The 16166-nt window shown below is 48.4% G+C and carries 6 protein-coding genes; 3 read left to right on the top strand and 3 right to left on the bottom strand.

The window, feature by feature from the left end; genetic code table 11:
• Window positions 1-657 precede the first annotated feature (657 nt).
• From QWI17_RS01500 to QWI17_RS01490, 3 genes are all read right to left on the bottom strand, one after another.
• Window positions 658-3708 carry a TonB-dependent receptor gene (locus tag QWI17_RS01500; protein WP_302720721.1) on the bottom strand — a complete coding sequence of 1017 codons (3051 nt, stop codon included), beginning with the start codon at window positions 3706-3708 and terminating at the stop codon, window positions 658-660.
• A gap of 450 nt (window positions 3709-4158) precedes the next feature.
• Window positions 4159-5598 carry a polysaccharide lyase family 7 protein gene (locus tag QWI17_RS01495; protein ID WP_302720720.1) on the bottom strand — a complete coding sequence of 480 codons (1440 nt, stop codon included), beginning with the start codon at window positions 5596-5598 and terminating at the stop codon, window positions 4159-4161.
• 878 nt (window positions 5599-6476) lie between these two features.
• Window positions 6477-7682, bottom strand: a complete 1206-nt coding sequence (locus QWI17_RS01490; RefSeq protein ID WP_302720719.1) for a helix-turn-helix domain-containing protein — start codon at window positions 7680-7682, stop codon at window positions 6477-6479.
• A 451-nt stretch (window positions 7683-8133) separates the two neighbouring features.
• Here QWI17_RS01490 and QWI17_RS01485 point away from each other — a divergent pair, with 451 nt between their 5' ends.
• The 3 genes from QWI17_RS01485 (at window position 8134) to QWI17_RS01475 (ending at window position 15932) form a co-directional block, all read left to right on the top strand.
• Complete coding sequence (locus QWI17_RS01485) at window positions 8134-10539, top strand: TonB-dependent receptor (protein ID WP_302720718.1); 2406 nt, start codon at window positions 8134-8136, stop codon at window positions 10537-10539.
• A gap of 85 nt (window positions 10540-10624) precedes the next feature.
• On the top strand, window positions 10625-13192 hold the full coding sequence (locus tag QWI17_RS01480) for a carbohydrate-binding protein (RefSeq protein WP_302720717.1): 2568 nt from the start codon (window positions 10625-10627) through the stop codon (window positions 13190-13192).
• Between the two features lie 283 nt (window positions 13193-13475).
• Window positions 13476-15932: a carbohydrate-binding protein gene (locus QWI17_RS01475; RefSeq protein ID WP_302720716.1), complete on the top strand. Its 2457-nt coding sequence runs from the start codon at window positions 13476-13478 to the stop codon at window positions 15930-15932.
• Window positions 15933-16166: the final 234 nt, after the last annotated feature.

Raw genomic sequence — 16166 nt, 5'->3', positions numbered from 1 at the left:
GTAATCGACCTAGGCGTATAGAGCCCCGAGCCGTCAAGAGAAGGCCAAAACCGTTCCCACTACTGTTAAAACCAAGAGATCAAGCACGCGAAGAAGTCAGAAAGAGTGGTCATCCGAAAAAGCTTAAGTAAGTGCCATTCTACTCAGAATAAAATATTCTACTTAAACGGTACGAGTTACAAACCCCATTATTTTGCGGGCTATAGACCTAATATTGGTTGTTCAATGATCTCGGGTAATGGTGTAACGGACGTTGATGTGAAGCGGCACAAAGCGACTTTTCTAGATCGCAATGTTTCTCTAGGAAATGTTGCCTGCTAACAATCAGTGTCACTTGCAGCGCTTTAGCGGAAGAGGAGTGCGAATGTGTTGTCTTAGGCGAAACCGTAACGGGGCGCTTATGAGGGGGCAGTGTGAACCGGCTATACGTTGCTCCGCATGTATTTAGTCAGTTCAAATGCGGCGTAGGACTACTGCTATGGTCCGCTTCGTTCGCCACAATTAACTGGAAACCTGGCTATTCCTGGTAAAGGAACGGAGTATTGACTCAGCAATAAGTACAGATAATGGAGAGTAAGACGGATGGGGATAAAAAGAGCCCGCGAGTATCGCGGGCCAAAAATATAGCCGCCCCTTAAGGACGGCGGGGAAGACGGCTTATAGAAACTTGGCTTTTACGCCAAAGAACACGCGAGGACCGTAGCTATTCACTTCACCCAAATTGTCACGGGTGTAGTGGTATTGACGCTTAGGTTCGTCGAATAAGTTAATACCTTCAAGACTCAAGCGAACATTGTCCGTAATGTAGTAGGACAGACGTGTTTCCCATACGCCGGTATCACCCACAAAGCGAAGACGAGTACCATTGCTGGTGTAAGGCTGGAAGTATTCACTGCGGTATTTGTAAATTAGGCTGGCATCAAACTCACCCACTGAGTAATAAAGTTGGCCCGAAAACACGTGATCTGAGAAGCCAGGAACGTTTCCTGGCTCTACAATGCCGTCAGTTTCATAAACGACATTTCCTTCGTCATCACGCACAGTTAGATCGCCGTAGTTACTGTCCTCAAATTCGAAGTCAGAGTCTGCATAGTTATAGCTGGCCTTGAAACCGAATCCACTTAAGAAGCCGGGTAAATAAGAAAAGTTGTGGGTTGCAGTCACTTCGAAGCCTGTCAGGCTACTGGCGTCTTCATTGGTTTTCGTTAGATCAAAATCCGCCGGCACCACCTGACCATCAATCAAGAACTCTTCGGTGGTTCGTGTCGTTTCAAAACCACCTTGGAATTCTTTATGGTAAAGACCGAAGGCGAGCATGGTGTCTTGGTTTGGATACCATTCAATTGCCGTATCAAAGCTCCAGGATGTGAGAGGCTGCAGGTTGGGATTGCCATCGCCGCTAACATTCTGAATAAGTTCGTCAAGCTCGGTAATGTCTTCTTCGCTGCTCACTGTAAAGCCACGCTGATAGCTCATGTCGGCAGGCTCGGGTCGGGATAGGCCGCGATATATCGCGCCGCGCAGCATGAGATCTTCGCGCAAGTCTACAATCAGATTAATGCTGGGGAGCACTTCGGTATAGTCGCCACCGGCTTCAACGCGCTCCAAATCTGCGCCTTCAACGGGCACGAGCGAGAGGATATCGTTGTCTGAGGTTGCAATTGTGTATGGCGTACGGTAGCCAATAGATGTCACATCTGTTTGAACAACTCGCAAGCCAAAGTTACCGCGAATAGTTTTGCTCATAAAGTCGCTATCGAAATCTGCCATTATATAGGCGGCATTCGTGGTTTCGGTAACGTCGGTGGTGCCGGCTTTCGACTCGGGCATTTCGGGGAAATCTGTGCTGTTATCGGTATGCTCTGCAAGCATAGATACGGCGCAGGCGGTATCAAAGGTGGCCCAACTATTAACTTCTTTAGCGATATTGCCTTGGTCATCAAGAATCGTGAAGAGGGCTCCGTCACGCTCGGTAGCCATAAAATCACTTTCGGGGAATTCGATGGCACAGGTTTGGTTTACTTGAGATAGAAACTCGTGCTCGCCAATCGTAACTTCAAACTCGTTTCGAACCGTAGGGCCCATGTCCAGGTATTCGAGCTCAGAGAAACGAACCCCGCCCTTGATTGCTGTGATAGCCCCATCCAGCCGCCAGTCGAAATCTGCACGGAAGGCTTCGATGGTGTTGGTGCGATCAACGTCGCTGTCGATACGGGCGCGATAGCGATCGGAGAATAGTGTGTGGTCGGTGATATCAAACCCTGTGATTTGATACTGGCGAATACCAGAGTCGCGATCCCACTGTACCAGTGGTCGGTACTGTGAAACTTCTTCCGCGAAAACATTTCGGTTATCTGACTGTGTGCGAAGTAGCATCTGGTTTTCAATGCGGGTTGTTTCAGAGAACGAGTAATCCGCCGAAATCGTCAGCTCGTCAGTCAGAGCATAGGCTACATTGACGCCATACCCGGTGTAGTCCTCGTCGCGACGATAAAGTTCGCTGTTGGATTCGATTGCCGTTTCACCTACCCAGTTGGTAATCGCGCCTGTGTCGCTAACCACTAGATTTTCCGGAGTGACGCCGGGCGTTGTGCGCTTTTGGTTGGCAAAGTTCAGATCGTGACGCTTTTCCGCCTGAATTCGCTCAGATGTCTGATAGTCAATGTTGATATCAGTCTTGTCATTGGGCTGAAACTGAACGGCGGCAAAGAAAGCTTCGCGCTCATCAGAAGTATCGTTCTGGCGGTAGCTATTAGAGCTCGGAGCAAACGCATAGTCTTTGCCTGCATCGTAAGCTTCGCCAGTGTCAGGGTTGATTTCCGTATTGTAATCGCCCGAATTTGAAGGCCCATCGGTTGGGTCTTCGCAGTCGCCAGCTGAGGGCTGGTAGTAGCCCCGGTTGGTAACAGTAGGGTCATTAATACATGCGAACAGGGAGCTGCCGCTCGGGCTTGAAGCACGCATTTCAGACTCTGGTTGCGCAATATCACTTTGTTCGTACCCCAAAGAAATACCCAAGGCCATACCGTTGTCAAATTCAAACTGATCAACGTAACTGGCGCTACCACGAAAGCCTACATCGCCAGACATTGAATCGGTGATGTTTTGCTGGTTCGGTTGGTATCCAGCCTTGGCCTCAACCTGCAGGCGAGGCTTGCCGAATTCCAGAGGTTTAACGGTTTCCAGTGCAATTAAGCCCGCTACGCCGCCTTCAATTAGGCTGGCGTCCTGAGTCTTATAAATCGCCAGTTTGTTGATAAGCTCTGACGGAAATTGAGAAAAGTTAACCGAGCGGTCTCCGCTGCCATTTGAGGCGTTGCGTCCATTAAATGTAGTTGCGCTCAGGTAAGGGCCAAGGCCTCGAATCGAAATTTCAGTGGCACCACCATTTTCGCGGTGTGAAGAGGCGCCCGTGATGGACTCGAGTGCTTCACCAATGGAAAGTGCCGGCATATCACCAATATCGTTGGCCGACATCCCATCGACGATGGTTGTTGAATTTCGCTTGATGTCGATAGTTGTTTGAATCGTTGCTCGGGCACCCTTTACGATGACTTCTTCGAGCATTTCAGAGTTAGCGCTGCCTGCGGACTCTTGTGCGTATGTTAAGTGAGCGCATGATACTGCAGCGAGAGTGGCGGCCAATGCCGTTTTTTTAAAACCATTCTGCCTGCTAGTTGAGTTGATTCGCTTATTTTTATACTGCATGAAGTTCCTCCGGGAATGCCTCTTATATTGATTATATTCGAGTTGGTGCTTTTTGCCGCCCAATTTAAATACATATGGCAGATAATATTGTCAACCAAAATGGCTACATTATGCAAGGGGTTTGGTAGAAAAGTTCGTCAATTTCTTCAGGGTATTGCGCGAAATACAAGATGGAGATGGTCAGAAGTAATGAAGCAATCCTCGCCAGACCCTAATTTATTGTTATAAAACAACGCGATAGTGGTTTTTTCGGGCTTTATGAGCAGAATCAATAACCAACACATAAGGATTGGTTAACCAATGTGGCTAGTGAGCATGAATAGGGCTGGGAATCGCTATTTTTTACGCCGATAGCTAAGCGGTTGAGGGGGGGCGGGCTTTGGGGCTATGCCGGGTAGCTGAGTTTGTCTTACCAGGCATTGCCCACTTGGCGAACAGGCTGTTTCGTGCTTATTGGTGTGAGTGTTCCAGGGCGTAGAACGTCACCTGAGTATAATCGTCTTCCTCGCCACTGTTGTTTTGGTTATAGGCCCCAGCTTTAAAGTACATATATTGGCCGCCTTCGTCGTAACCGCTACTGCTAATATCTATCGTTTTGCTAACGGTCTCTTTACCCACTCGGTAGATAAAAACGCTCAGCATATTGCCTTCAACATCAATTTCGTAGCTAAATTGTTCATTGAGAGCAACGCCGTCAGAAGGGTTTGGCGCACTATTTGACCGGCTTCCGATCAGTTCATGCCAGATATCGTCGCCACCATTTAACTCGTGAGCAAAGTAAAGCGAACCATTGGTGTTGCCGGGCAGTTTTCTGTAGTACAGGCGAATTGGCTCGTCATCGTTAGCGTGTATTTGGCCGACAATGACGCGCCCAATTTGATAGGCTTCACCCGTTGTCGAAACCCTATTAACAGCTAGGGTGGCCCGCATATTACCATCTACGCCTCCGGCAGCGGCGCGGTCGGAGGCTGGCGCACTGCCGAATACCCAATTGTTTCTATTCACTCCCTGAGTGCTGATGCTGGTGTTGCCTGCCCTTAACATTTCACGCAGCTCAACGCGCGTGTAGCTGGTATTGGTCGAAGTTTTAAACCCCGTGGGGCCGACGCGAAAAACCAATCCTCCGTCAGCACCGGTATAGAAAAAATCAGGTTGCTCGTAGCCGTCGTTCAGTTCATTTTCTTTAATATTGTCGGCGCGACCGTTGCCGTCCTCATCCGTGGGGATGCTGATATACCAGCGTGAAAGGTCGAAATTATCGGAAGGAGGGAGGCCGGGGTCGAGTGTGCTCGCGAGCGGTGCGCCACTCGGTTGGGCAGAAATTGGCTCGATGCCATTGCAGCCGTGTATTTCTACCTCAAGCAGGCTATTCCAGGTATTCTCAGAATTTCCCCTGCCTATAATTCTCACGTAGCGAGCTTCAACAGGGTCAAACGAATCCACAGCGAACAGCTCGGTGCTGTTAGATTGGCCGTTTGCTACAAGAGTGCTCCAGTTATCGTTGTCTGCAGAGCTTTCAACTTCATAGAATGCTGTGCGCGTATCTGCATCTAGCCATGAAGTCTTAACTTCGCTGATCGTGGCTTGCGTCCCCATATCCAAGTGCAATATTTTACCATCACCCAGTGAGGACCAGCGCGAGTCACGGTCAAAGCTGCTATCTACAGCATTCTCTGGTGCGTGCCCGTCGTGACTTCCATCGTCGCTCACCGCGCTTACGACAAGCCGGCCACTTGCCAAGCATGCGTTGCTCGATGCCGCTGAGGAGCTTGAAGAAGTGGGAGTCGATGAGCTACCAGAACCTGACGAATCAGAGCCCGAGCCCGAGCATGCAGTGCATAGCGTTACCGCCAGAATTAACGCGATGGTCTTTGAATTTGTTTTGGGCATAGGTCTACTCCGGGGTGTGTCGTCTATACGTCATTAATCAATAGCCGTGGGTGTCATCGCCAAAAATGGCGCTGGGCCATGTGGTGGCTATCAGAATCAATCGCTCCGTATCCGCAGCTCAGGCCTATATAGATGCTGAGCTGTTCCGCCTTTGGCGGATACTGGGGGCAGGGGCTGTTATTAAAAATAGGTAATTACCAGTGTTCAAGTCGGATTCTACAACACAAGAAGTCCAATATGTATACATTTTGGTAAACTTTTTGTGGGGCGCTATAGTTGGATATATCTTGATGTTTTAGTTATATGAGCAGGCTAAATTTCGGTGTGGAAGTATTAAGATGTGGCAGCTCGAAGCAGATGTTTGTTTCAACGCCGTCAACCAGCGGTGATGTTTGATGAAAATGGACCGAGTGCCCTTTGTTTGCGGATAAGATGGTAGTTGGTATAGCGCTCACTGCTATTGGAAATCCCTACAGTCAGTCCGATGACATCATTTTCGACGTGCTGGAGCAAAACCCTTCGGTATAGGTATGGCTCTACTGTCAAGACGCTCGCTTCTCTGGGGTATGCCTAGAAAGGGGGCCAAATAATCATTTGGATAACTCGATAAGTACGGTCTCGTTCAGTAGTTTTTCGCGGCTTATCGTAGTTGTAAATTTTTGTATCTGCTGTTGCATTGTAGTGGTCAAGGGCATCTAGATAGGTGGAGCGAGGACAGCTTTACTAAATTTGATAAAGTCATTAACTATTTAAAAAACAAGAGTGCATGTTTTGTGCCGCCCCTTGAGTATTACCACAGGCTCGCTAGGTGAGGGCAAGCCACTTTATAACTGTGAATTGTAATGATTGTTGCAAAATGAGAGGCAAGGGTTGATGGTTTAAGGTATGAAGTTGTTGTTATCTTCTTGAGCCGAAACCGGAACAGTATTCTTATTGCGATACTGGCTCGGTGTACAACCTTCTTTCCGTTTAAAAAAGGTGTTAAATACAGATTTACTATTAAATCCCACCTCGTAATATATTTCAGTGATTGTTTTGCTTGCGCCGGCAGGATCCCTTAACTGTTGTTTGGCATCTTCTACACGATAACTGTTAATAAATTCGTAAAAGTTAGCATGAAAATCTTGTTTTAGGATCTGAGATAGACGTTTCGTGGGAAGTTTTAACGTTGCCGCCAGCTGATCAATCGTAATATCCGGTTCAGTATAAATTTTAGTCTGCAGCATGGTTTGTTTAATGGATTCTACGTGCGTTTTGTCTTCTGTTGGCAAATTTTCATGCGCTGCCGGTGAGGGGGACGACTCGTTGATGGCCGCTACTGAAGTAAATAATGTGAACTTTAGTCCAATCAGGAGATTGAGCATAAAAAAAGTTAAATAGTAGCCGGATAGGCCAATAACATTGAGTAAGTCTAAGTTGAAGTTATCCGTAGCGTTCCCGTACAGCTTGAGGGTGAGTAAGACTGCCTCCCAGGCAAAGAGTCCTAAAAAGCTTACTAACATGACTTTTAGCCATGCAAGATCACGCTTATTCAGGTTGGCAAACACGTTTTTAAGTTGCTCGCCGTAAGTGAAGGCCAGCTTAAGGCATAGTATGGCGTAAATAACACGTATAAAGCGTCCAGCGGCATCAAAGTATAGATAAGGCGCGGAATAGGCAATATGTTGAGTTTCGACCAGCATTTCGCGGCGCTCGTAACTTTGCAGGTAAAACGATACCAACATATGAAAAAAATACAGGGCCACCGGTAGGGCGTGAAGTAGATGGATACGACGCAGCTTAAAGTCTTTGTACAGTAGTGATCTAACAAAAAGGTACAGTAATGGCCCGTCTACAAAATAGGCGTAGCTGCCCAAAAAGAACAGATTGGGTGATATATCCAGCAGCCATATTCTAAACTGCTTGCCCCAAAAGGTGAGCTCGTGCAGCGGAATAAAAATGTGACAGATTAAAAAACCGACAAAAAAAGCGGTGCTCAGAACCCTCTTTTGGTTGGTGGCACTCAGCAGAAGAGCAAATAACAAGCATTCGAATGCCGTTAGGATTAACACCAGGTCGTGGAAATTAAAAAGCACTGTATCCATGGGGTATTGGTTTCTGATTATTATGCCCACCAAGCGCCAATTTCTATGGGGTTGGTGCCGGATCGGGGCTGAATTACACGTTTAAATTACTGAATTTATGTCAGGATACGCTGATTTTTTGAGTTATTGAGAGCCCAACTTTAACTCACCAAAAGCAGTGGTGGCAAGGGGTTCGAATTAATTCGAACCCTGTATGAGCCGATATTAATACCTAGCATTGCGCCCAATTATTTATTCGAACTTATTGCTGATCCTACCCGAACGACGTCTTGCCCAGCTGAACATAACCTAGTACCAATCAGCCATTTGATGCAAATTGCTCAAACATAATAGCGGGTGGCTGATCGAAACAGAAGCAGCCCCTTCTCCGGTAGGTATTAAGTCCTTACACCAACCTGTCGGAAGGAACGGCAAACAAGAATAACGACTATAATCGAGAGGAATAAAAGCTATGCACCTTAAAAATCCTTTGGCGATGGCTGTGGGCATTATTGCCGCGGCGGGTCACATAACGCAAGTTCATGCTCAAGATAACCCCGGGCAATCTACCCAAGTGGGTATGTTAGAAGAGGTATTGGTAACGGCAGAGCGCCGTCCTGCCGATCTACAATCTACGCCCATAGCGGTTACTGCATTATCCCAAGCTGCTTTGACCGAAAATGACATTTTAGATGTAACGGATATGAGCGGCTTCGTCCCTAACCTGATGGTTACCGGGCAGGAAGAGCAATCGGACATCAAGATTTACATTCGCGGTGTTGGTACCAATAACCCCACTGAAACCGGTGATCAGGGCGTTGGCGTGTACGTTGATGGCGTATATGCCGCACGTGCTCAGGGCGCCCTGGCGTTGATGTACGATCTGGAAAATGTACAGGTGTTGCGTGGTCCCCAAGGCACTTTGTTCGGCCGCAACAACACCGGTGGCGCCTTGTTGCTGCAAACCGTTAAGCCAGGCCACGAGTTTGAAGGTAACTTCCAGACTACCTACGGCAGCTATAATCGCCAGCAAGTTTCAGGCGCTGTCACTTTACCGGTATTGGACAACTTATCATTCCGGGTAGCCGGTTACTCAGACCAAGACGATGGTTGGGTCAATGCGATTAGCGAAGACCCCCGCGGCAGCGAGCATAACTTCTCGGGTCTTTCCACGGGCCGTACCGCCAATGTGGGTTTAAAACTGAATAATACGGATGTGCGCTCAGCGCGTATTACCGGTTTATGGGATGCCACCGATAGTCTGTCCTGGACTGTGTCTTACGAGACTTTCACCGATAATGGCAACAATGGCATATTGCTTAACCCAGTATTGGTAGAACAAGACAATTTTGATTCGTTTATCGATTCTCCCGTTTCGCTAGAGCTACAGAGCGACGTTTGGCGCTCTACGGTGAACTTTGATATCAGCGACAATCTCAACCTTCAATATATTGCAGGTATTAGTGATTTACACCGCGAGCAGGTGGTGGATCAGGATGGTGGTATTACCTCTCGTTTTCAAGAGGGCCGTACGGAATACCAAGACTCCACCGCCGAAAGCCACGAAATCAAATTGCAGAATATTGAAGGCGAGGTCATTGATTGGGTAATAGGTGCCTATTACTTTGAAGAGGAAACCTCGATTCGGTTTGACTTTGATGGTCAAGGCAGCTGGTTGCAGGGGGGCAACACGTTTATTCAGCCCGCACGTGGCACCGAGTCGGGAGCCGCTTATGCGCAGGCAACCTGGCATCTGACGGATCAGTTTTCAATTACCGGGGGCGTTCGCTATACCGACGACCTTAAGTACGATCGCGGTGGCCGAAACATTCAAGATTGTGAGAACGAATTTATTCGCCCAACTCTGGGAGGAGAGAATCTATCCGTATTCGAAGACTTCCTTAATAACACCACAGGAGGAGAGGGCGCAGACGGTTTAGACGATTACACCGGTCGCGAGCGCACTCGAGGCCAGTGTGCGGCTACTCTACGCAACGACGTGGAAAGTGAGGATGATCAACTGACGTATCTGGCTCGGGCTAGTTACGATTGGGACGATTCTATGGTTTACGCTAGCGTTAGCACCGGCTATCGCGCGGGTGTGATTCAGGACGGCGGACAGGCGACTAACCCTGAAAGCAGCACCAGTTACGAGGTCGGTTACAAGTATCAAACGGGTTCTTTCCGGTTGAATACCGCGGCTTTCTTTATGGAGTATGACGATCTAATTCGTTCGGGCTTCGACGAAGATCTAAACCAGATCGTGAACTCGAACGTGGCGGGTGCTGAAATTTCCGGGGTTGAGGCCGAGCTTACCTGGATGATTGGCAGCGGTGGTCAGCTGGATATCAGTGGTGGTTACCTGAATGCCGAGTACACCGATTATGTCGTCGATGGTGCTGGCTACGGCACCAATTTAACACCCATTATTGGTCCTGATGGTGAACCTACAGGCTTCTACGATCTGGCAGGGAATAAGTTACCCCAGTCCCCTGAATTTAACCTCAATACGACTTTGCGTTGGGACTTTGAAACAGCTATTGGCCTAATTACACCTCGCGTCAATGTGCGCTATGTGGATGAGACGTTCTTCCGCGATCAAAATGAAAATGGCGCTCCTATCAATAATATTATTAATGATGAAGAGCAAACCGGCTTTTACTGGGGCAACCCCGCTGGACAAGATGCTTATACCAAAGTGAATCTTGGCCTTACGCTTGATCCGGGCGATAGCTGGTCGGTGGATGTGTTTGTCAATAACGCCACTGATGAGATGACCAAATCCAGCGCCTCTGTCGATAACAACACCGCTGCCGGTTTTCCCGGGCGCTATGCGCCGCCGCGCACCTACGGTGTAAGAGTCAACGCAAGCTTCTAGTAAATGAAATCGCCACTGGTGCTAAGCCTCTCGACTTGGCACCAGACTAATCGACAAAGATGTGAATTATAAAAGGTAACAGATAATGAAAACTTCAATGTTTGGCGCTCGTACAAAAAGACAATTCAACTCCAGTCACATGGCAGTTAGCACGCTAGTGCTTAGTGCCGTACTTGGGTTGAGTGCCTGTGGCGGAAGCGGCCCTGAAACTGTGACCCCTGTTCCGCCCGCGGTAGAGTCTCCCGTCGCTGGTACGGAAAGTTATACCGCTCTCAAAGCCGATGGCACCATGTGGGTGAATCAGAATGAACAAAAAGTATCCCTGCGCGGTATTAATATCGGTAACTGGCTGAGCATGGAGCTGTGGATGTTTGACAATGGGGATAACCCCTTGGGTGAGAACATCCCCGACCAGTGCTCGTTGGAAGAGACCTTGACAGAGCGTTTTGGCGAGGCTGAAAAAGATCGATTAATAAAACTACACCGCGACAGCTGGTTCACCGAAGCCGATTGGGATGTGATTGCCGAAGCTGGGTTTAACGTGGTGCGCGTTCCTTTTCCCTACAGTCTGATCGAGAATGATGATGCGCCCATGACGTTGAAAGACGATGCCTGGGAGTATTTAGATTGGGCCGTGGCCGAAGCTAAAAAGCGCGAAATCTATGTAGTGCTGGACTTGCACGGTGCTGTCGGAGGCCAAGGCGTCGAGCAACATACCGGTTGTGAAGGGCAAAACGAACTGTGGAGCAATGACTCGTATCAAGAGCGAACCAAATGGCTTTGGGGTGAGATTGCTAAGCATTATCAAGGTGAAGCTACCGTAGCTGGTTATGGGTTGCTAAACGAGCCCTGGGGAACAGATTCGGCAACTTTACGAGATTTCTCAGTTGAGCTATACGATGCAATACGAGCTCATGATGAAGAGCATGTCGTCATACTTGCGGGGCACAACGCCGACGGTATATCCGCTTATGGTGATCCTATGGATTACGGCATGGAAAACGTTGCTTTTGAACCGCACTTTTATCCGGGCTTATTTGGCTGGGGTGAAATTGGTTACAACGTACACCGCGATTGGCTGACCTGCGGTGAAAACGGTGACTCAGGCGTGTGCGATTGGGCCAACAGAGCTCGCAAAGTCTATACGCCTATGCTCGTTGGAGAAATGCAGCCCTGGAATGGGTTAGGTGAAATGGGTGGTGAAATCACCCGCGCCACCTTCGATACTTACAATGACCTCAACTGGGCGGGCACCGCTTGGTCGTATAAAGTCGCAACCGCGTCTGGTGGCTTGGGCAATGGTACCTGGGGCTATGTTACGAACAATGGCGATCAACTTATTACCAAGGCCCAAACCTGGGGCTGTGCAGGCTGGGAGTCTACCTTTGCCAATGCTTGTGATGTGCCGGCCAGTAGCACAACGCCTTACGAGGGGGAAGGTACAAAAACCATGTACCTAGTCATTAAAACCGGTGGTTTTAATGGTGTCGATGTCGTTTACGACAGTATCCAACTCAATAAAGACTCAGATGGAACCAACATTATCGTAAATGGTGAGTTTGGCTCTGGGGCCGAGTCCAGCTGGACCGAGGTATCACTGTGGGGCGATCCCCGAAATTATGAGTTCGGCTATTCAGCGGGTGAATTTGCTGGCAGTGATAGCGGTGAAGCCCTGCGTGTTACATCACCGGCAGGCAGCCATGCGCTGATTTATCAAGCGGTTGAAGTGGAAGGTGGCGAGTCTTACACCTTGTCGGGAAAATTTACGGATTTAGGCAGTAGTGATACTTGGGCCGAAATCTATTTGGTGCCTGATATGCCACAAGAGTGGGTCGATGTCACCGGTCGAGCCATTCCCAGTGTCAACGTTAATTCATCTTCTATTGAAGAAATTGAAGAGTACTTCAGCTTCTTTGCCATAGATGAAATGGACTATGTCGTTAACCACTGGGTTAAAAAGTCGCTGACGTCGGAAGAGCCTGCAACAATATTTACCAATATTCCGGGTAAAGCCAGCAACTTGGTGCTCGATGTCAGTGATTCCAATGTAGCGCTAAGTTGGGATAGTGCCGAAGGCGAAGTGGTAGGCTACAAAGTATACCGTTCGTTGGCGCCTCGCTCCGGTTTTGAGGAGATCGCAACCGTCGAGGCCAACCGTTACAACGACGATACCGTGAGCGCCGATACCACTTATTACTATTATGTCGCAGCCTTTAATGACACCGATGAAGGCTACGCCAGTGAAATCATGGCAAGTGGTGAAACCTTCTATACAGTGCCGACAAAAATTGAAGCCGAGAGTTACTCCGCGGCACATCCTGGTGTGCAAACTGAATCCGCTGGTGATGAAGGCGGCGGCTTTAATATCGGAAGCTTTGAGAGCGGCTACTGGGTCGATTATGACATTAATGTACCTTCCGCTGGCTCTTACGTAATGGATTTTCGTCTGGCCAGTCAGGTGGGTAGCGTACAGTTTGAAGTAATTGTCGCCGATCAAGTATTAACCACTGTTACGGTACCAAATACCGGTGGTTGGCAGTCTTATCAGACTCTTAGCTTCGATGTGGAGCTTCCTGAAGGGCGATCAACGCTGCGTTTACGCTCGGTCGATAACCAGTGGAACTTAAACTGGTTTGAGATCAAAAACCCTTAACCCAGAATGTCACGCCGCCCCGATCCAAGGGACGGCGTGCACTCTTTGTGCGACGGGTTTTGAGTTTGTGGCTGAAGCAGGCTAGGTTTGCTCAGGCTCATTAAGCTGCATGATCGACCTTTATCTGTTTCGTAGTATCAGTGACTTATGACGCTTCGCCAAACACATAATGAATAAAATGAGGCTAGAGATGAAGCATAAAGCGAATAATCGAAAATGCTTATTCAATCTATATATAAGTGCGAAAAAATGGGCCTTTTGGGCCCTACTTCTAAGTGGAGTTATGTTCAGTACGGTTAGCCAGGCCCAATATGTATCGACACAAGGCACCAAGATTGTCGATGAAAATGGTGACGAGCTTTTCTTAAGCGGTATCAATCTTGGTAACTGGCTGTTGTGGGAAGGCTACTTGATGATGGGGGATTTTAACTATCGAACCCACTCGCAATTTTTTGATTCCCTTTCTCAAGCGTTCGGCAGTACCTCTAAAGCTGAAGAGTTTGAGCATCAATGGCGATTAAATTATGTGGATAATAAGGCTATAGCCGATCTCAAAGCGCTGGGTTTTAATTCGGTTCGGGTGCCTTTTCACTACAATATGTTTTGGGAAAACGGCAGCTTAAGTAATAAAGGGTTTCAATATTTTGACCAAATAATTGAAGCTTGTCGTGATCAGGGAATTTACGTTCTGTTGGATATGCATGCCGCGCCGGGATACCAGAATCCGGGAGATCACGCCGATAACATTAACTCTAACGCCAGCCAGCCCCGCGATACTGTAACGTTCTGGGATGGTAATAATGTGAATATTGCCAGCTCGGTTTGGCGACATATTGCCGATCGCTATAAAAATGAATCGGTAATTTGGGGTTACGACTTAATAAATGAACCTGTTCCCCAGCCCGGCCGTGAATTTGAACTGTTGGGTTCACTAATCGCAATGCGCGATGCGATTCGCGAGGTGGACTCAAATCATGTCATTGTCGCTGAAGGTTCGTGGTGGGGATCGGATTTGACCAAAATCGACTGGAGCGATCCGCAGGTTCAGGCCGAGACAGGCGTTAGTGCCCAGTGGGATAATAATTTGGTCTATCAAATTCATCACTATGGTCCGGTTTCCACAACGCGTGGCCGTGAAGATATTACCAATAATTTGAATATCCCCCTCATTATTGGCGAGTATGGCGAAACCGACCCTGGCAATCTGGCCGCTATAACCGATTGGGCCAAACAAGAGTTGTCGGGTTATTTCCCCTGGTCTTTTAAGAAAATGTCACACGATAAAACCCTGTGGACAATACCGCCCAATAATGCTTATAACGACATTAAGGCTTTCATTAATAATGGTGGGACACCTCCGACTCATCTGTTCGATGAAATGATTGACTTTGCTCAGAACAACATTCGCAATGGTCACTCCAGTCATACCTGGCATCAGAGCTTTTACGATGCTGTAGCACCCTCTGCTCAAGTGGTCCAGCCGGACTGCGGCGCAGCACCGATAACTGAGTTGCCTGGAAGAGTAGAGGCGGAATCATTTTGCCAAAGCTCAAGCCTGCAAACTGAAACTACAGGTGATGTCGATGGTGGACAAAATGTGGGTTTTATTAGCCCCGGTGATTGGGGCGAATACAATATTAATGTACCGAGTACCGGTATTTATACTCTAAAGTTACGCACGGCAGGGCAAGCCACCTCCGGTCAAATAGATGTCAAAGTAGACGGTGCCTCAATCGCAAGTGTAAGCACGCCGGTAACCGGTGATTGGCAAAGCTATCAGACAGTGACTCGGGAAGTTACGCTGAGCGCGGGTGATCATCGCCTGCGCCTGGATTTCTTAACCGGTGGCTTCAATCTAAATTGGGTAGCGTTTGAAGCAGGTGCATCCGAGCCGAATCCTGTCGATCCGTGTGCTGGTACCACTCTGAGCTTGCCTGCCAAAATAGAGGCAGAAAACTATTGCGCTATGCAAGGTGTGCAGACAGAGGCGACAGCCGACAGCGGTGGAGGCGACAACATCGGCTGGATTGATAACGGCGACTGGACGCAATATCAACTGACTGTGAGTGAGAACACCGACTTTACCGTGAGCGCTCGGGTGGCGAGTCAAAATGGTGGTGGTCGCATGAATATAGAAGTTGATGGTAGCAATGTCGGTGGCATCGACATTCCCGCCACGGGTGGTTGGCAGAACTGGCAATCAATAGCGGTGCCAATAACTTTGAGTGCCGGCGACCACAGTGTTCGTTTTAACTTTGTGAGCGGCGGCTTTAATGTCAATTGGGTTGACTTTACCGCGCAAAGCACACCCGATAACGCTGATTTACAAGCTGGGACCTATGTTATTACCAACGACGCCAGCGGCAAGGTTCTGGATGTCTCTGGGGTATCTACTCAAAATGGTGCCAATGTTCATCAGTGGGATTATGCCGGCGGTCTCAATCAGCAGTGGCTGGTCGAACCTTTAAGCGATGGCAGCTATGAACTGGTCAGCCTTAATAGTGGCTCTTGTCTCGATGCCGATGCTGGCAGCGATAATGTGCATCAATGGTCCTGCCAGAGCAACAGTAATCAGCGCTGGTTTATTGAAAGTCAGCCGAATGGTTTTTATACAGTTTCTTCGGTTTTGGGCGACGCTCTGGAAGTAGCAGGTGGCGGTACAGCCAACGGCGCAAATATTCGCACGGGTACCGTCACACAGTCATCTCATCAAAAATGGCGGTTTGATTCTGTGCAGTAAACTGATAGAACTCCGTTTGGGGTAGTGTTTCGAATTACTATCTTTTTATATTGTCAGGCATTGGGCTTTTGTCTTCTGGGCAACGAGCCCCTTTTTCTTGACGGTTAAGAACCTTAAATATCCTTCTAAGTGATCTCCACCCTTTCCCTCCGCTCATGATAGCGCACCGTCGGTGCGGCCTTTATTACTACCCTATAAAATATTATCTGGCGCTTAATGGCTGCCCATAAATAT

Origin of the sequence: Gilvimarinus gilvus, assembly GCF_030518155.1 — a bacterium.
GTDB lineage: Bacteria > Pseudomonadota > Gammaproteobacteria > Pseudomonadales > Cellvibrionaceae > Gilvimarinus > Gilvimarinus gilvus.
The sequence above is the reverse complement of the archived record's forward strand: the minus strand, read 5'-3'. Positions and strand labels throughout refer to the sequence as shown.

Bases quoted from the DNA above. Each gene is read 5' to 3' on its own strand.
- QWI17_RS01485 (WP_302720718.1), top strand. From the start codon at position 8,134: ATGCACCTTAAAAATCCTTTGGCGATGGCTGTGGGCATTATTGCCGCG.
- QWI17_RS01480 (WP_302720717.1), top strand. From the start codon at position 10,625: ATGAAAACTTCAATGTTTGGCGCTCGTACAAAAAGACAATTCAACTCC.
- QWI17_RS01475 (WP_302720716.1), top strand. From the start codon at position 13,476: ATGTTCAGTACGGTTAGCCAGGCCCAATATGTATCGACACAAGGCACC.
- QWI17_RS01495 (WP_302720720.1), bottom strand. From the start codon at position 5,598: ATGCCCAAAACAAATTCAAAGACCATCGCGTTAATTCTGGCGGTAACG.
- QWI17_RS01490 (WP_302720719.1), bottom strand. From the start codon at position 7,682: ATGGATACAGTGCTTTTTAATTTCCACGACCTGGTGTTAATCCTAACG.
- QWI17_RS01500 (WP_302720721.1), bottom strand. From the start codon at position 3,708: ATGCAGTATAAAAATAAGCGAATCAACTCAACTAGCAGGCAGAATGGT.